Below are 17,532 nucleotides of genomic sequence, written 5' to 3'. Positions count from 1 at the left end.
GTCGAAAAACGCAGGGCCGTCCACTTGGGGCCCTGTCTGTTGTCTGAGCTCTTACTTGCCCGGCTTGTACCAGCTGTCGAGGCCGTCCTGCAGCTTCTTGGCGGCAGCTTCCGGCGTGTCGGTGCCATTGATGACGTTGGCCGATTCAACCCAGGTTTCGTTCTCGAGGTTCGGCGTGCCGCGCGACAGGATCTGGTAGGTCGAGCGGATCGTCGACTTGCACTTGTCGCGCCAGGAGACGAATTCCTGCGCCAGCGGGTCTTCCATCTTCACCGGGGTGGAATTCAGGCTGAAGAAGCCCGGCAGTGCGTTGGCGTAGATGGTGGCGAAGTCCGGCGAGGCGACCCAGGACAGGAAGGTCTTGGCCGCGTCGGCATTCTTCGACGCCGCATTCAGGCCCATGCCGATATCGGTATGGTCGGAGATGTAGCAGGTGTCGCCGGCCTTCTCGACCGGCGGCGGGAAGGCGCCCATCTTGAACTGCGCCTGGGTGTTGAACAGGCCGATCTCCCACGATCCCGCCGGGTAGATGGCGGCGCGGCCAAGCGTGAACAGGTTCTGGCTGTCCGGATAGGTCTGGGCCTCGAAGCCGTCGCCGAGATAAGGCTTCCACTTGGCCAGTTCCTCATAGGGAGCAACCCAGTCCTTGTCGGTCAGCTTCTGGTCGCCCTTGATCAGCGCTGCGCGGCCCTCTTCGCCCTTCCAGTAGTTCGGACCGATGTTCTGATAGCCCATGGTCGCGGCTTCCCATAGGTCCTTGGTGCCCATGGCCATCGGGATGTAGGTGCCGTCGGCCTTGATCTTGTCGAGCGCGGCGAAGAACTCGTCACGCGTCGTCGGCACCTTGAGGCCGAGCTTGTCGAAGGCGTCCTTGTTGTAGATGAAGCCGTGAATGACCGAGGCCATCGGCACGCAGAAGCTCGCCTTGCCGTCGTCGGTCTGCCAGGCGGCCTTGGCAACGGGCGAAAAGTTTTCCATGCCGGGCAGCGCCGACAGGTCGGCAAGGTTGCCCTTCTTGAACAGTTCGAGCGACTTGTCGAACGGGCGGCAGGTGATCAGGTCGCCAGCCGAGCCGGCGGCGAGCTTGGCGCCGAGTGCGGCGTCATACTCGGTCGGCGCCGACGGTGCGAACACCACTTTGATGCCCGGGTTCTTGGCCTCAAAAGCCGGGATCAGCTTGTCCTTCCAGATGGCAAGGTCGTCGCCGCGCCAGCTTTCGATATTGAGCGTTACGTCATCGGCGTGAGCCAACCCGGCGGTGCCGAGAATGCTGGTGCCGAGAAGCAGTGCCGTCAGTAACTTCGTTGTCATGCTAGTCTCCCTGTTGACCTTTTTTTAGGTTCGGTTTTGAGAACAGGGGCCTTCGCGCCCTTGTTCCCCTCGATCGCGGAAAGGGCTGGCCGCAGCTTCTGGTCGGTCCCTTCCAGTATCTTCTCGGCCGCAACGGCGTTGGCAGCGCCGGCGGCGAGCAGAATGGCTATCTTGACGACGCCGCCGCTCGCTTCGAGCAGCCGCACGGCGTCTTGCCGGTCGCGGCCGCTGATAGCGGCGACGATGCGAGCCGCGCGGTCGCGCAGCTTGATGTTGTCGGCGGTGAGATTGACCATGTAGCCGTCATGGACATGGCCGAGATGAATGGCGGTAAGCGTCGACAGCATGTTGAGCGCGATCTTCTGGGCAGTGCCGGCGCCCATGCGCGTCGAGCCGGCAATCACCTCCGGTGGCGTCTCGAGCAGGATGGCGACGTCGGCCAGCCTGAGCAGGGGCGTGTCCTTGTTGTTGGCAATGGCGATGGTTGCCGCGCCCCGGCTGCGCGCATCCTTCAGCGCCTGCACCGCATAGGGCGTCGAGCCGCTGGCCGAAATCGCGATCAGGCAGTCGCCCTTGCCGATGCCGGCGCCGGCAATTGCCGTCGAGGCTTCGTCGGTGTCGTCTTCCGGTCCGCCGGCCAGGGTCTTGAAAGCGTCGTCGCCACCGGCGATGAGGATGGCGATGCGTTCGCGCTTGATGCCGAAGGTGCCGGGCAACTCCAGCGCGTCGGCCAGCGCCATCAGGCCGGAGCTGCCGGCCGCAGCATAGGCGAGCTTGCCGCCGCCGTTCAGCCGCCCGGCGATGATTTCGGCTGCGGCGGCGATGGCGGGAATGGCGTCGCGCACAGCCTTGGCGGCCTCGATCTGCGCATTGACCAAAGAAGAAAGGATGGCGTCCGGGGCCTGGATGTCCAGTCCCTCGGCATTGCTGTGAAGCGCTTCGGTGCGCGGTTCGGCCATCCCTGTCCCTCCCATGGACGAACAATACCAAAAAATACCACTTGTCCAGACGCATTAACGAAATTGCGAACTGGAAATCGTTGAGCCGGCGAAATTCCCGGGTTTTTCAACCTGATACGCCTTAATCTTTTTGAAACGGAAATTAATCCCTTGGCTATTGGTATTTTATTGGTATTATCGCCCGGAGGAGACATCGCGTGAAATTCGTGCTCGGTATCGACGGCGGCGGCACCAGCTGCAGGGCAGCCCTTGCGACAGGCGATGGCGTTGTCATTGGCCGTGCCAAAAGCGGCGCCGCCAACATCCGCACCGATCTCACCGGCGCTCGCACCCACATCGTCGAGGCTGCTCGTCAGGCCTTCATCGCCGCCGGGCAAGATCCGGACCTGATCCCGCAGACACCAGCTATTCTCGGCCTTGCCGGCGCCAATGTCGGCACCTACCGCCAGCAGCTTGAAGCAATCCTGCCGTTCAGCATCAGCCGCGTCGAGACGGACGCCGAGATCGCGCTCGAAGGGGCAGTCGGCTCTGGTGACGGCGCCATGGCCATCCTCGGCACCGGCACCGCCTATATGGCGCGCAAGGGCGGCACGTCGCGCGCCATCGGCGGCTGGGGCTTTCAGGTCGGTGATCAAGGCAGCGGCGCCCGGATCGGCCGCGACCTGCTGGAGCAGACGCTGCTCGCCCATGACGGCGTCCGGCCGCGCTCAGCCCTGACCGACAGCATGATGGCCATTTTCCGCAACAATCCCGAAGACGTGGTCGAGTTCACCACCAATGCCAAGCCCGGCGATTTCGGCGGCTTCGCGCCCAAGGTTTTCGAGCATGCCGAGAAGGGCGACAGCGTCGCCAACTGGATCGTGGACAAGTCGGTTGCCGATGTCGAGGCGTCGCTCCACGCGCTCGACCTCTCTGATGACGCCCCGCTCTGCCTGCTCGGCGGGCTGGCGCCGCTCTATGGACCGCGCCTCTCGCGGCGCTACCAGGCGCTGCTGAAAGCGCCGCTCGACGATGCGCTGGGCGGCGCCGTGCAGATGGCGGCCCGCATCTTCGTCAAAGCGGAGGCGACGCGATGAGCGATGCCGCCGACCAGATCTTCGCCACGCTGAGGCAGTCGTCGCAGAGCGGCGCCCCGCTCTACCTGCAGCTCAGGAAAAGCATCGAGGACGCCGTCAATCGCGGCCTGATCGGGCCGGGCGATGCGCTGCCTTCCGAGCGCGACATCGCCACCAAGGCCGACATTTCGCGCGTCACCGTGCGCAAGGCGGTGCAGGATCTGGTCAAGGGCGGCATCCTCGTGCAGCGCCACGGCTCCGGCACCTTCGTCGCGCCGCGCATGGAGCGCGTCGAGCAGTCGCTGTCCAGGCTCACTTCATTCACCGAGGACATGGCAAGGCGCGGCATGGCGGTGCGTTCAGTCTGGCTCGACCGCGACCTCTACCCGCCCTCGCCCGACGAGATGATGGTGCTCGGCCTGTCCTCGAACGAGTTGGTGGCGCGCGTGGCGCGCCTGCGCATCGCAAACGACACGCCGCTGGCCATCGAACGCGCCTCGTTGTCGGCCAGCGTGCTGCCGGATCCGGCCGGGATAGGCTCGTCACTCTATGCGGCGCTGCAACTGACCGGCAACCGGCCGGTGCGGGCGGTGCAGCGCATTTCCGCCGCCAATCTCGGCGACGCCGATGCGCGTCTGCTCGAAGTGCCATCCGGCATTGCCGGCCTGCACATCGAACGCATTTCCTATCTCGCGAGCGGCAAGGTGATCGAGTTCACCCGCTCCATCTACCGCGGCGACGCCTATGATTTCGTTGCCGAACTGCGCCTGACAGGGCCGAGCGAAGAGGGCCGACCATGATCCCCAAGACCACCCATATGCGGCGCGAGATCGACGAAATTCCGCAAGCCGTCGCGCGTCTGCTCGATGGCTCGGCGGCGGTGCTGACCGAGGCCGGACGCGGCATTCGCGAGCGCGATCCGAGCTTCGTCGTTACCGTCGCGCGCGGTTCGTCCGACCATGCCGCCACCTTCATGAAATATGCCGTCGAACTGACCGCCGGCCTGGCCGTGGCATCGGTCGGTCCGTCGATCGCCTCGATCTACGGCGCCAAGCTCAAGCTCGCCGGTTCCGCTTGCCTCGCCATCTCGCAATCCGGCAAGAGCCCTGACATCGTCGCCATGGCCGAGACGGCACGGGCCGGCGGTGCGCTCACCGTCGCCATCACCAACACCGCCGATTCGCCGCTGGCGCGGGCTTCGGATTTTGCCATCGACATTCTGGCCGGCCCCGAGCGCAGCGTCGCGGCGACCAAGACATTCGTCAATTCGGCGGTCGCCGGCCTGGCGCTGATGGCGCATTGCACCGGCGACGACAGACTGCTGGCCGCCCTTGCCCGCCTGCCCGAGCATTTCAGCAAGGCGATCGCCTGCGACTGGATGGCGCTGGCCGGCGCGTTGGAGACGCCGCAATCGCTGTTCATCCTGGGACGTGGCCCGTCGGCGGCGATGGCCGACGAGGCGGCGCTGAAATTCAAAGAGACCTGCGGCATGCATGCCGAGGCCTACAGTGCAGCCGAAGTCATGCACGGCCCGCTGGCGCTGGTCGGGCCAGGCTTCCCGGTGCTGGCGCTCGCCGCCCGCGATGCCTCCGAGCCGTCCGTGGCAGAGGCTGCCGACAACCTTGCCGGCAAGGGTGCAGCAGTTTTTGTAACCTCGGACAAAGCCAAGAGCGCGGCGCGGCTGCCGCATGTCGCCACCGGTCATCCCTTGACCGACCCGCTGACGCTGATCGTCTCCTTCTACGGCTTCGTCGAAGCCTTCGCCCGCCATCGCGGCCTCGATCCGGATGTACCGCGCAATCTGCGCAAGGTGACGGAAACCGTATGAGCGACCGTTTTGCCCTGACTGGCGCCCGAATTTTCGATGGCGACGACTGGCATGATAACGCCGCCCTTGTCGTGCACGGCGATGTGGTCGAAGGCATTCATCCCGTCGGCGCCATTCCGTCGGGCGTTGCCCGCATCGACGCCGGGGGCGGCATGCTGGTGCCGGGTTTTGTCGACCTGCAGGTCAATGGCGGCGGCGGCGTCATGCTCAACGACCATCCCGATGTCGCCTCGCTGGCAACAATCTGCCGGGCGCATGCGCCGTTCGGCACGACCGCACTGCTGCCGACGCTGATCACAGATACGCCTGACATCACCGCCGCGGCCATTGCCGCCGGCACCGGGGCGGCACGGCAAAAACTGCCGGGATTTCTCGGCCTGCATCTCGAAGGGCCGCATCTCTCCGTCGCCCGCAAGGGCGCGCACGAACCGGCGCTGATCCGGCCGATGACGGATGCGGATGAAGCGGCGCTGGTCGCGGCACGCAAAAACCTGCCGGTGCTGCTGACGACGATAGCGCCTGAATCCGTCGAGCCTGCCCGCGTTGCGGCCTTGGCCAAGGCCGGTGTGATTGTCAGCCTCGGCCATTCCGACACCGGCTACGCCACGGCCAGAGCCTTTGCCGATGCCGGCGCCAGCGTGGTCACACATCTGTTCAACGCCATGAGCCAGATCGGCAACCGTGAGCCGGGGCTGGCGGGTGCGGCCATCGACATAGGCAGTCTGTCGGCCGGGATCATCGCCGACGGCATCCATGTCGATCCCGCCACCATGGCAATCGCGCTGCGCGCCAAGCAGGGGCCGGGCAGGATCGTGCTGGTCACCGACGCCATGGCGACGATCGGCACCGACATGACGTCGTTCACCCTTAACGGCCGCATCATCTATCGCAAGGATGGCAGTCTGCGGCTGGCCGACGGCACGCTGGCCGGCGCCGATCTCGATATGATCTCGGCCGTCCGCTACATGCACAGGATCGTCGGGCTGGACCTGTCGGAAGCGTTGCGCATGGCCTCGCTCTATCCGGCGCAGGCGGTCGGCCAGGCCCACCGGCTCGGCCGCTTCGCCAATGGCACGGCTGCCGATATCGTCGCTCTGTCGGACGCCCTCGACGTCAACGGCGTCTGGATCGGCGGCGACAAGGTTTTTGCAGGCGCGGACAGTCCGCGCTAAAGTCCACCCATGCATGATGTCGACTGCGTTGTCGCCGGAGCCGGTGTTGTCGGCCTCGCCATTGCTCGCGCGCTGGCGCTGTCGGGCCGCGAGGTGCTGGTGGTCGAGAAGGCCGCAGCCATCGGCACGGGCACCAGTTCGCGCAATTCGGAAGTCATCCATGCCGGGCTTCATTATACGCCGGGCAGCCTGAAGGCCCGTCTCTGCGTCAACGGCCGCGAGCGTCTCTATGCCTATTGCCGCGAGCACGACGTCGCCCATCATCGCACCGGCAAACTGATCGTTGCCGTCGAACCCGACCAGTTGGACAAACTGCAGGCGATCCAGATCAACGCGGCGCAATGCGGAGTCGGTGACCTCAAGCTTTTGACGCGCGCAGAGGCCGAAAGCCTGGAACCGGCGCTGAGCTGCGCCGGCGCGCTGCTGTCGCCGTCAACCGGCATCGTCGACAGCCAGGCGCTGATGCTGTCATTGCGTGGAGACGCGGAAGCGGCCGGCGCATCTTTCGCCTTGCTCACCGTTGTCTCAGGCGCGAGCATCGGAGCGGGCGGCATCCGGATCGACACGCGCGACGCCGATGGCGAGGGTTTCACCTTGAAGACCGGCGCCTTCATCAACGCCGCCGGCCTCGACGCGCAGGCGCTCGCCGGCCGCATCGAAGGCCTCCCGCAAGACCGTGTTCCGCCGCTGTGGCTGGCGCGCGGCAATTATTTCGCGCTTTCCGGCCGCTCGCCCTTTTCGCGGCTGATCTATCCAGTGCCAGTCCATGGCGGCCTCGGCGTGCACCTGACCCTCGACATGTCGGGGAGCGCGCGCTTTGGCCCAGATGTCGAATGGATCGATCGCGTCGACTATACCGTCGATCCCGCACGAGGCGCTGCCTTCTACGACGAAATCAGGCGCTACTGGTCCGGCCTGGCGGATGGCGCCCTGCAACCGGCCTATGCCGGTGTCAGGCCGAAACTGTCGGGTCCGGGACAGCCGGCCGCCGACTTCGTCATCCTGGGACCGGCTGACCACGGGGACGGCCAGATCGTCAATCTGTTCGGCATCGAGAGCCCTGGCCTTACCGCCAGCCTCGCCATCGCAGAACATGTCGTTGGGCTTTTATATCCGCAATGACGGGCGTTTCCTGAAACGTCGGGCAGGCGCATACCATGAAACCTTTTGATATGGAGGTCGTTGTCGGGGCATATGTCCGAGGCAAAACCCAAATCGAAACCGGCCGACGGCATCGAAGCGCGCGATGCCACGAAGTCGCGTCGGGAAAAGCCGTCACGGCAAACGCGCGGAGATGGACCGCGCGAGGACACGCCGCGCGAGAAAAAAGCATCGGCCGCCGAAGCCGCGTCCGAGCCCGTTGGCGAGGCTGCGCCGCCGCCGGATGCCGTCGAACCCGATCCCAAGCTGACGCCCGAGCAGGCCGAGCAGGCGCGCAAAAAATATCTGCTGCGGCGTTTCTGGATCAGCGGGCGCGGCTATTGGGGGAGGCATGGCGACAAGCTCGCCTGGCCTTTGACGATCGGAGTGCTGCTGCTGATCTGCATCAACATCGGTTTCCAGTATGGCATCAACGTCTGGAACCGCTCGATGTTCGATGCCCTCGAGCAGCGCAACGCCCGCACGGTCTATCTCCTCAGCGCCGTATTCGTGCCGCTGGTGATCTGCAGCGGCAGCCTTGTCGTCGCGCAGGTCTATCTGCGCATGACGATCCAGCGCCGCTGGCGTTCCTGGCTGACCACCGGGGTCGTCGCGCGCTGGCTGGCAAACGGCCGCTACTACCAGCTGAACCTCGTGGGCGGCGACCACCAGAACCCCGAGGCCCGCATGACCGAGGACCTGCGCATCGCCACCGAGTCGCCGGTCGATTTCACCGCCGGCGTCCTCAACGCGTTCCTGTCGGCCTCGACCTTTATCGTCGTGCTGTGGACCATCGGCGGCGCGCTCACCCTGCCGATCGGCGGCGAGAGCATCACCATTCCCGGCTTTCTGGTCATCACCGCGATCATCTATGCCGCCATCACCTCGACCTCGATGGTGGTCATCGGCCGCGATTTCGTCCAGCTCTCCGAGCGGAAGAACCAGGCGGAGGCCGAACTGCGTTACACGCTGACGCGCGTGCGCGAAAACGGCGAGAGCATCGCCTTGCTGGGAGGCGAGGACGAGGAGCGCAGCGGCATCGACAGAAATTTCGGCCACGTGCTGAGGCAATGGGCTCTGCTGACCGGACAGCACATGCGCACGGCGGCGGTGTCGCAGGGATCGAGCCTGTTTGCGCCGGTCGTGCCGATCCTTTTGTGCGCGCCAAAATTCCTCGAAGGCTCGATGACGCTTGGCGAGGTGATGCAGGCGGCGTCTGCCTTTGGCATCGTGCAAGGCGCGTTCGGCTGGCTGGTCGACAACTATCCGCGCCTCGCCGACTGGAACGCCTCCGCGCGGCGCATTGCCTCGCTGATGATGTCGCTAGACGGGCTCGAGCGCGCCGAGCAGAGCGATGCGCTCGGACGCATCAACCGAGGCGAAGCCGAAGACGGCGCCATCCTCAGCCTCGACAATCTTTCCGTGACACTCGACGACGGCACCTCCGTGGTCAAGGAAACCGAGGTCGTGATCGAGCCGGGCGAGCGGGTGCTGGTTTCAGGCGAATCCGGTTCAGGCAAGTCGACGCTGGTGCGGGCCGTCGCGGGCCTGTGGCCATGGGGCGGCGGCAGCGTCAATTTCCACACCGACAGGCGCCTGTTCATGCTGCCGCAACGCCCCTACATCCCTTCCGGAACGCTTCGCCGCGCGGTCGCCTATCCCGCGGCGGCGGACAAGTGGACCATCAAGCAAATCAAGGCTGCCCTCGACAAGGTGGGGCTTGGCTATCTCACCGGCAGGATCAAGGAAGAGGCGCCATGGGACCAGACGCTGTCGGGCGGCGAAAAGCAACGCCTCGCCTTCGCGCGCCTGCTGCTGCATCGCCCCGATATCGTGGTGCTGGATGAAGCGACTTCGGCGCTCGACGAGAAGAGCCAGGACACGATGATGTTGACGGTGATCCGCGAACTGCCTGACGTCACCATCATCAGCGTGGCGCATCGTGCGGAGCTCGAAGCCTTCCACAGCCGCAAGATCACCCTGGAGCGGCGCGAGGGCGGCGCCAAGCTCGTCAGCGACGTCGACCTCATCCCGCGCAAGCGCAAACGCAGCCTGCTGAACCGCGCTTTGTGGGGTTCCAGCACTCGGGTGAAAAAGCCGCGCAGGTAAAAGGCGCCACTGCCGAACCGCGAACAGATGTCCAGGCGAAGCGCTTAGGCAAAGACATTAGCCGGCTATGGATTAGCCGTAGAGACCCTTGTAGGTCTCGCGCAGCAGGTTCTTCTGCACCTTGCCCATCGTGTTGCGCGGCAGCTCATCGACGAAGATCACCTGCTTCGGGTGCTTGTATTTGGCCAGCTGGCCGGCAATGGCGCCAACGATCTCGGCCCCGGTGATCTGCGATGCCGGCGCCCGCACCACGACAGCGGTGACGCCTTCGCCGAAATCGGGATGGGCAATTCCGATGACGGCACTTTCCAAGACGCCGGCAACGGCGTCGATCTCGCTCTCGATCTCCTTGGGATAGATGTTGTAGCCGCCGGAGATAATGAGATCCTTGCCGCGGCCGACGATGTGGACGTAGCCGTCCGCGTCGATGATGCCGAGGTCGCCGGTGATGAAGAAGCCGTCCTTGCGAAACTCCGCCTTGGTTTTTTCCGGCATGCGCCAATAGCCGGAAAAGACATTCGGACCTTTGACCTCGATCATGCCGACTTCACCCTGGCCAAGCGCATCGCCGCTGTTAGGGTCGGCGATGCGCAGCGAAACGCCGGGCAGCGGGAAGCCGACCGTGCCGGCCCGACGCTCGCCCTCATAGGGGTTCGACGTGTTCATGTTGGTCTCGGTCATGCCGTAGCGCTCGAGAATGGCGTGGCCGGTGCGCTCGCGCCAGGCCTTGTGCGTTTCGGCGAGCAGCGGCGCCGAGCCGGAAACGAACAGGCGGATGTTCTTCGCCGCCTGGGCATCCAGCCCGTCCTGCTGCAGGAGCCTGGTATAGAAGGTCGGCACCCCCATCATCACTGTCGCCCGGGGCAAGAGCGAGACGATGCGGCCGGCGTCGAATTTCCGCTCGAACAGCATCGAGGCGCCGGCCATCAGGGTGACGTTGGTGGCGACGAACAAGCCGTGCGTATGGAAGATCGGCAACGCGTGGATCAGCACGTCATCCCCGGTGAAACGCCATTGCTCGACCAGCACGCGCGCATTGGAGGCCAGGTTTTCATGGCTGAGCATGGCGCCCTTGGAGCGTCCGGTGGTGCCCGATGTGTAAAGGATTGCGGCCAGATCGTCCGGCCCGCGCGCCACGGCGTCGAAATCCGTGGGCTGTTGTGCCGCCAGTGCGGTCAGCGAGCCCTCACCATTGCTGCCAAGCGTGACGGTGGCAGCACCCGACGCCTGCGCCAACGGCGCGATAGCGCCGGCGCGGGCCGGGTCGCAGACGACCAGCCGCGGCTCGGCATCACCAAAGAAATAGCCGAGTTCGGCCAGCGTGTAGGCGGTGTTGAGCGGCAGGAAGACCGCGCCGGCGCGCAGGCAGGCGAGGTAGAGGAAAATGCATTCGGGGCTTTTTTCGACCTGCACGGCAACGCGGTCGCCCGGCTCGACGCCAAAATGCCTCAGCGCATGTGCCAGCTGTGCCGATTGCGCCAACATGTCGCCATAGGCGATCGCGCGTCCGTCATCGGTCGCCATCAGGATGCGCTCGGAGGCTGAAATCCGGCTGCGGAACTCGTCGAACAGGTGATTGGTCATGCGCATTCCCTAGAGATGATGCCGAAAAGTGTGAAGCGGTTTTCGGAGGACATCATGCTCTATCCCTTTGATTTAGAGCCGGATGGCTTTGGAACAAAGGAAACGATTTCGCCTCCGTCCGGCAAAAACGTGAAATCGGGTTTGCCGCCGATCAGATGAAGGCAAGCGGACTTGGATAACGGGCGATTTTGGATAGCGGGCGGATTTTGGATAGCGGACCGGAAGCGCTTCTATCTGCGGCTGCGCAGCGCCTTGGTGGCGCTCACGCGTGGATCGCCGCTGTCGTTGAAGCGCTCCATGCACATGGCTGCCGTCAGACGGTAGTGGTTGAGGAGGGCTTCAACGGCGCCGTCGGCATCGCCATCCACCGTGCGCTCCGCAATCAGCCGATGTTCACTGATTTCGTCGCGCTCGCTGCCGTCCTGGGAGATCAGCCGGTAACGGGAGGCCTGATCCGAAAGCTGGTCGCAAAAGCCGGTCAGCCAATGCGAGCGGCAGCCTGCGATCAGTGCCCGATGGAAGGCGCGGTGCAGCTTTTCCCATTCCGGATTGTTCGAGGACGGATCCTCCGGCAAGCGGCGCGGGGCACGCGCCAGGCGATGCAAGGCCAGCACGAGCTGCTCTTCCCATTCGCCGGTGCGGTTGGCAATGGATTCACGCAGCGCCCGCTCTTCCAGCCAGCAGCGGGTGCGCGTCAATTCCTCGAGTTCCGGGGCACTGACCGGCATGATGAAGAAACCGCGCTGGTCGTGGCGGCCGAGCAGGCCTTCCGAAGCAAGTCGGTTGAGGGCCTCGCGAACCGGTGAGGCGCCGGCGCCGTAACGGGAAACCACCCATTCGACACGAAGCTTGCTTTCACTTTCAAACACGCCGCGCAGGAGATCGTCGCGAAGCTGTTGATAGACCGTACTAGCGAGTGTGCTCTTGGGTCCCGCGCCTTCGCTCACATCGGCAGATCCGTAGGTCAATATGACTCCTGTAGCTCGCCATGCTCCGCTAGCCCGTTCGCGAAGCAAACGATTTCCCCTGGAAATTTACTGTAACTCCTAAGGCATCCGCCCCTCAAGCGAAAGATCACGATATTCGACTTAAAGAGGAAGGTTGACTGCATCTTATTCGCCGGAAGTAACTAAAATCGTGAAAAACTTGTTCTTCTGAAGAAAGTTTGTCTCCCTGCATGGCAGGCGCCCTCGAGAAACAGCTTCGAGATCCCGAATACGGATAATTTTTTCTTAACGCGCGTCATGCCGCCGGATTGACCTCTCCCGCATGCAGATCCCTCGGCAGTTATCCACTAGATTTATAGGCCAAAACTAGTGCCGGATGCCGCGATCCTGTCGCTTGCCGCGATGCCCTTGCGGCTGCCACCCGTTGACGGCTTTTTGGGAGATCGAAGGATCAGGCAGGGAGATCAGGCCGAGGAGAACCGACCAGCCGGGAACTTGCCCTGGAACTGATGTCAGCCGGCAGCCCGGTCGGCCGCGGTTCGGATGGCTTCTATATTGGCCCGGTAGGCTTCGACGCTGCCGCCCTTGAAGATGGCGGCGCCCGCCACCAGCACATCGGCGCCGGCTGATGTGACCAGGGGGGCGGTTTCCGGCGACACGCCGCCGTCGATCTCGATGCGAATCGGCCGGTTGCCGATCAGCGCTTTCACCCGCTTGACCTTGTCGACCATGGCCGGGATGAAGGCCTGGCCGCCAAAGCCCGGATTGACGGTCATGATCAGGATCAGGTCAAGCCGGTCGAGCACATATTCGATCGCACTTTCCGGCGTCGCCGGATTAAGCGATACGCCGGCCTTCTTGCCGAGACCCTTGATGGTCTGAAGCGAGCGGTCGAGATGCGGTCCGGCCTCGGCATGCACGGTCATGCCGTCGCAGCCGGCATCGGCAAAGGCGGCCAGATAAGGATCGGCCGGCGCAATCATCAGATGGCAGTCGAAGAAGGCCTTGGTGCGGTTGCGGATGGCCTTGATCACCGGCGGGCCGAAGGTGATGTTGGGCACGAAATGCCCGTCCATCACGTCGAGATGGATCCAGTCGGCGCCGGCCGCCGCCACCGCCTCGACCTCGTCGCCGAGCTTCGAGAAATCCGACGCCAGCACCGATGGCGCGATCAGGGTCTTCCTGCTCATGATGCGGCCCCTTTGGGCGCCCTGTTTGCGGGCGCGATCCAAACGTCTGCCTAGACCATGATCCCGAAAAGGGAAAGTCGGTATTTGCTGGCTAGGAGCGGACCCGGCTCATTACCTGCTCGGCCTCGCTTCCGGTATGGCCTGATTGGCGAAAACAGAAACGAGAGCTCAGATGAGAAGGACCGTCTATTCCATGCTGACGTCGCTGGACGGCTTTATCGAAGGACCGTCGGGCGACATCGGCTTGCCGGTGTCCGAGGAAGATTGCACCGGCATTTCGACGACGAGATGCGGCGGACCGCGATCGCGCTGAAAGAAAAAGCCCGCCGGATCGCTCCGGCGGGGTTCTGACTTTTGACTCGTATTCAGATCCTATGGCTTGAAGTTGGCCGCAGGATCCCTTTGCGGCTGTACCTGCGTCTGCGGCGTGCGCTTCGGTATGAACTGCTGAAGGACACCTGGATTGAGCAACAGGGTCGGGTCGAGCGACGGCTGCTGCCGGATCGCCCTGCAGTTCGGGAACCGACCAACGGTGCCTTCGGGGCAGCGCCGCTTGATGATCGGCACGCACTGGCCGCCGACCATCTGCGAGCCCGGGGCGCAGTCTCCCACCTGCGGCCTCGGCTTGCGGCATGCGCCGTCGATCACCTGGGTGCCGCGCGGGCAAACACACTCGCCGCGCTTGTTGTGCACCTGGCCGCGTATGTCGCATTGTTCCAGCACAGGCTTCTTCTGCCGGCAGGCATTGCCTTGCACCTCGGTACCCCGCGGGCAGACACAATTGCCATTGGCGTCGTGGACCTGGCCGCGGATCGAGCACTGCTCGGGCTTCGGCCGGATCGGCCGGCAGACCTTGCCCCTGACCTCTGTGCCGTCCGGGCAGACGCAATCGCCATTGGCGTTTTGGATCTGACCACGGATCGAGCATTGTTCAGGCTTTGGCCGGATCGGCCGGCAGGCTCCATTGCGCACCTCTGTCCCACGCGGGCAGACACAATCGCCATCGGCGTCATGAACCTGGCCGCGTATGCTACACTGCTCGGGCTTCTGCTTGTCGCGCACGCAGGCATTTGCCTGTCGGTCGAGATGCGTACCTTCCGGGCAGTAGCAGCCATTGCCGTCCGACGTCGGGACCGAACCGGGGATGGCGCAGCCAGGCTTGTCGGCTTTGACGCAAGCGCCGTTCTCAAGCTCGGTTCCGCGCGGGCAGACACAGCGTCCATCCTCGGTGCGGATCTGGCCCTTGAGCAGCACGCAGGGCCTCGGATCCTTCGGCTGGATGATGACGCCGCCGTCGGGCGAGCACTGGCCGTTGCGGAACGTCGTGCCTTCCGGACACACGCACCGGCCGGCATCGTTCATGACGAAGCCTGGCGAGCATTCCTTCTTCACCTCGCGCTTGATGGTGAACGGATGGCAGGCATAGGCCTTGCCGCGATCGCCCTGGACGTTGGTCAGGTCGCCGGGCAGTACGTCGCCGCCGCCTTGCACCCTGGTGTCGGGAGACAAGACGCCGACGCAGTTCTGGCCGCTGACGTTGCCCCGCAGATTGACCAGGGGAGCGTCGGGAAGGACCACGGTGACCTTGTGCACATGGCTTTCCCCGGCGCCGAGCGTCAGGTTGGCAATGCAGGTCAACGGCAAGGTCGTCGGTTCGGGCGAGCAGCCAAAGGGCGGTTCGATCGAGGTGATCGCGACGCCTTGCAGCCGCCCCAAGCCGTCCACCCCGATCGCATCGCCGATGCGGACCGGACCGGAGAAGGCGGTCTGGCCATCATTGGTGATGGTGATCTCGAACGAGCAGGGTTGCCCCGGCTGGCACTCGGCATCGCCGGTCTTCTTGACGCTAATGGTGGACGTGCCGCCGCCCTTGGCGCAGGCCTGGCCGATCGGGTAGACGACGTCGTCTCCAGGGGCCGGGCCGTATGAGCCGCGTGCGCAGTTCTCGAACGCGCCATTGGCCAAGACCGTCACGTCGAAGTGCCTGGAGGTTCCGGGCGTCATCGCGGCGCCGGGTATCTGGCATGACAGCGCATTGGCCGGAACCGCTCCGCAGGCCCATTCCGCACCGTCGGGTGTGACGGTCTGGATCTGGACCGGCGCGCCACCCGATATCAGCGTGGCAGCATCGTTGACCCGCACCGGACCGGTGGGGGCAGAGGTGCCAAGGCTGATGACGGTGATGCGGCAGGAAACCACCGCCGCACCGGCGAGCGAGCCATTGCAGACCTTGGTGATGCGTAGGGTCGGCTTGCCGCCATTGGGATGACGGAAGCGTTCCTTGGCGCAGGCCTTGTTGTTGGTGAGGTCGACCTCACCGGAGACGGGCTTCAGCGCCGCGCAGTTCTCGACCGAATCCGACTGGTAGCCGGCCGGCATGACCGCCCTGACGACGATCGGCGTCGATGCGCCCGGCATCAGCACGATGCCGGCATTGTCGCAGCGGAACTGGCCGGGACCGTTCGGTCCGCATGTCCAGGGCGGAGACGGGCCGAAGGTCGAAGAGGCCGGCGCGCCGCCCGGGTAATTGTCGACAACCGTCAACGGCCCATTATAGGGGACGCTGCCATTGTTGATGATGTCGATCACGAAGTAGCAGATGCCGTCGGGCGTGCAGACCGGGATGCGGGCACGCTTCTTCAGGATCAAGTCGACCTTCTTGTCGACTGGGGGCCGGCAATCGCGGTCGCGGTCGCCACGCCGGCAGATCGGGATCGAGGCACAGCCGCGATCGTTCTGCTGGCTGCCGAACAGCGGCTTGCCGCTGGCGCCGTAATTATAGGTGGCGCAGTTGCGCAACGCGCTGCCTTGCCAACCACCCGCCGGCTTGAAGCCGAGCTTGAGGTTGATGGAGGCCCCCGGATTGAGCGTGGTCACCGGATAGGTGCACGTCATCGGGGTCACGCCGGGCATGCATACCCAGGGCGGGTTGGGCCCTGAATCCAGAGTCGAGCCGGCCGGCAGCGTCACCTCGTCGAGCACGATCTTGCCGTGATACGGCCCGTCGCCGACATTGGTGACCTTGATGGTGAAGTCGCAGCCGCCGCCCATCGTGCAACGCGTCACGTCGGCGCGTTTCTCGACCTTGAGGTCCGGTTCCTTGTCCTTGGGGGGACATCTCAAGTCACGCGGGATGACGATGTCGATGGTCTGCGTGCAGCATAGTCCCCAACCCTCCTTCGGGCCGGCATAGGTCTCGATGCCGGTGACGATGAGGTGGATGACGTCGCCGGGCGATGCACCGACGATCTTCCAGTTCAGCACACCGCCGCCCGCCGGCACCAATTGCGTGTCGGGGATGATGGTGATGCCTGGGGTCGTCGTCGATACCTGCACCCATTTGCCGCCCATCTCCGGGCCGACAGGCATGTGGTAGATGAACGCGCCGCCGCCTTGCACGCAATCGACCGTGCCGCGCTCCACCTTGAAACATTCCCGGTCGGGAGGCGGAGGCCGCTTGTCACAGTTGGTGAGGTCGATCTTGATCGAGGTCTTGGCCCCGGTCTTGTAGTCGCCGTCGTCGGGCTTGCCCGGATCCTGCGACGGGATGATGGCCCCCGTGCCGACGCCCGGCGTCACCTTGATCATGCCCTGGTTGTCGACGATGGTCGGCGAAGGAAACGCCGCATGGTCGATCTTGGCGGTGATCTTGAAATTGATGACGCGTTCATTGCCAGCCCCAGCGCCGTCGAGATCGGTGGTGGAAATCCGGAAATCGGAAACCCTTGCCGTATCGTTCGGATTAGCCGAGGTGCTGATTGTCGCACCCGGCAGCGGTCCGCCAGACGCATCCGTGCCGTCGCCGGACACGTTGACGTTGACGATCGCAAGACCGTGCGGAAGCTGATCCTTGAAGTCGAGTTGGAGTTTCTTCAGCCTGGCCGAAAAGCTTGGGTCGGCAAAGCCTTGCGAGTCGCCGCGCAGGCCAAAGCTCAGGGAGTAGACGACGTAGTCGCAGCTCCTCTGTGTGCCTGTTTTGGTGAAGAACGGCACGATCCGTTCCGGCCTCGGATTGACGATTTTTGAATTGTCGAGGTCGAGCCGCAGTTCCGGAGTGATCGGGACTGCATCTTCGGCGTGGCTTGCCACAGGGGTGAACATGGCGACCGCGATACCGGCCGCCATCAGCCAGCGCGCGCCGCGCCTGGCATATGACAGGGGTTTCATGATGGTCTCCATGACGTTGGATTGACTGCTGTTCGCGGTCGGGGAAAGTGCGAGATTTTTCATCTTCCCC

13 protein-coding genes are annotated in these 17,532 nt (G+C 64.4%); 7 read left to right on the top strand and 6 right to left on the bottom strand.

The annotated features are described in order from the left end of the window. Window positions 1–51: 51 nt before the first annotated feature. Complete coding sequence (locus NLY44_RS25085) at window positions 52–1,311, bottom strand: ABC transporter substrate-binding protein (RefSeq protein ID WP_023668844.1); 1,260 nt, start codon at window positions 1,309–1,311, stop codon at window positions 52–54. Next, window positions 1,308–2,270, bottom strand: coding sequence for an N-acetylmuramic acid 6-phosphate etherase (locus NLY44_RS25080; RefSeq protein WP_023806185.1), 963 nt, complete (start codon window positions 2,268–2,270; stop codon window positions 1,308–1,310). The genes NLY44_RS25085 and NLY44_RS25080 overlap by 4 nt, the downstream gene beginning before the upstream one ends. Window positions 2,271–2,467: 197 nt before the next feature. Between NLY44_RS25080 and NLY44_RS25075 the strand changes: the two genes are divergently transcribed. From NLY44_RS25075 to NLY44_RS25050, 6 genes are all read left to right on the top strand, one after another. Next, entirely contained in the window at window positions 2,468–3,346 is an 879-nt protein-coding gene (locus tag NLY44_RS25075; RefSeq protein WP_023689956.1) for a glucosamine kinase nucleotide-binding domain-containing protein, read from the top strand. Further along, window positions 3,343–4,125 (top strand): GntR family transcriptional regulator, encoded by a 783-nt coding sequence (locus tag NLY44_RS25070; protein ID WP_023689955.1) that lies wholly within the window; start codon window positions 3,343–3,345, stop codon window positions 4,123–4,125. Before NLY44_RS25075 ends, NLY44_RS25070 begins: the two co-directional genes overlap by 4 nt. Then, a complete protein-coding gene (locus tag NLY44_RS25065) occupies window positions 4,122–5,153 on the top strand; it encodes an SIS domain-containing protein (RefSeq protein ID WP_023668848.1) in 1,032 nt (343 codons plus the stop codon). Before NLY44_RS25070 ends, NLY44_RS25065 begins: the two co-directional genes overlap by 4 nt. Continuing rightward, window positions 5,150–6,325, top strand: coding sequence for an N-acetylglucosamine-6-phosphate deacetylase (nagA, locus tag NLY44_RS25060; RefSeq protein WP_023806186.1), 1,176 nt, complete (start codon window positions 5,150–5,152; stop codon window positions 6,323–6,325). The genes NLY44_RS25065 and nagA overlap by 4 nt, the downstream gene beginning before the upstream one ends. A gap of 9 nt (window positions 6,326–6,334) precedes the next feature. Next, window positions 6,335–7,447: an NAD(P)/FAD-dependent oxidoreductase gene (locus tag NLY44_RS25055; RefSeq protein WP_023806187.1), complete on the top strand. Its 1,113-nt coding sequence runs from the start codon at window positions 6,335–6,337 to the stop codon at window positions 7,445–7,447. A 72-nt stretch (window positions 7,448–7,519) separates the two neighbouring features. Next, window positions 7,520–9,574: an ABC transporter ATP-binding protein/permease gene (locus NLY44_RS25050; RefSeq protein ID WP_023806188.1), complete on the top strand. Its 2,055-nt coding sequence runs from the start codon at window positions 7,520–7,522 to the stop codon at window positions 9,572–9,574. A 72-nt stretch (window positions 9,575–9,646) separates the two neighbouring features. Here NLY44_RS25050 and NLY44_RS25045 read toward each other — a convergent pair whose 3' ends face one another. From NLY44_RS25045 to rpe, 3 genes are all read right to left on the bottom strand, one after another. After that, the gene (locus NLY44_RS25045; protein WP_031356166.1) at window positions 9,647–11,158 is read right to left on the bottom strand and encodes a malonate--CoA ligase; all 1,512 of its coding nucleotides are present in this window, start codon (window positions 11,156–11,158) and stop codon (window positions 9,647–9,649) included. A 230-nt stretch (window positions 11,159–11,388) separates the two neighbouring features. Next, a complete protein-coding gene (locus tag NLY44_RS25040) occupies window positions 11,389–12,126 on the bottom strand; it encodes a GntR family transcriptional regulator (protein WP_023694237.1) in 738 nt (245 codons plus the stop codon). Between the two features lie 491 nt (window positions 12,127–12,617). After that, the gene (rpe, locus tag NLY44_RS25035; RefSeq protein ID WP_023684266.1) at window positions 12,618–13,295 is read right to left on the bottom strand and encodes a ribulose-phosphate 3-epimerase; all 678 of its coding nucleotides are present in this window, start codon (window positions 13,293–13,295) and stop codon (window positions 12,618–12,620) included. A 172-nt stretch (window positions 13,296–13,467) separates the two neighbouring features. Between rpe and NLY44_RS25030 the strand changes: the two genes are divergently transcribed. Further along, the gene (locus NLY44_RS25030) at window positions 13,468–13,608 is read left to right on the top strand and encodes a hypothetical protein (protein ID WP_023806191.1); all 141 of its coding nucleotides are present in this window, start codon (window positions 13,468–13,470) and stop codon (window positions 13,606–13,608) included. A gap of 59 nt (window positions 13,609–13,667) precedes the next feature. On the opposite strand, the gene NLY44_RS25025 is transcribed toward NLY44_RS25030, so the two are convergent. Beyond that, window positions 13,668–17,525, bottom strand: a complete 3,858-nt coding sequence (locus NLY44_RS25025; protein WP_023806192.1) for a DUF7929 domain-containing protein — start codon at window positions 17,523–17,525, stop codon at window positions 13,668–13,670. Between the last annotated feature and the right edge of the window lie 7 nt (window positions 17,526–17,532).

This window comes from Mesorhizobium sp. C089B, from assembly GCF_030323125.1.
Classification (GTDB): domain Bacteria; phylum Pseudomonadota; class Alphaproteobacteria; order Rhizobiales; family Rhizobiaceae; genus Mesorhizobium.
Note: the sequence above shows the minus strand (reverse complement) of the source record. Positions and strands in the feature narration are given on the sequence as shown.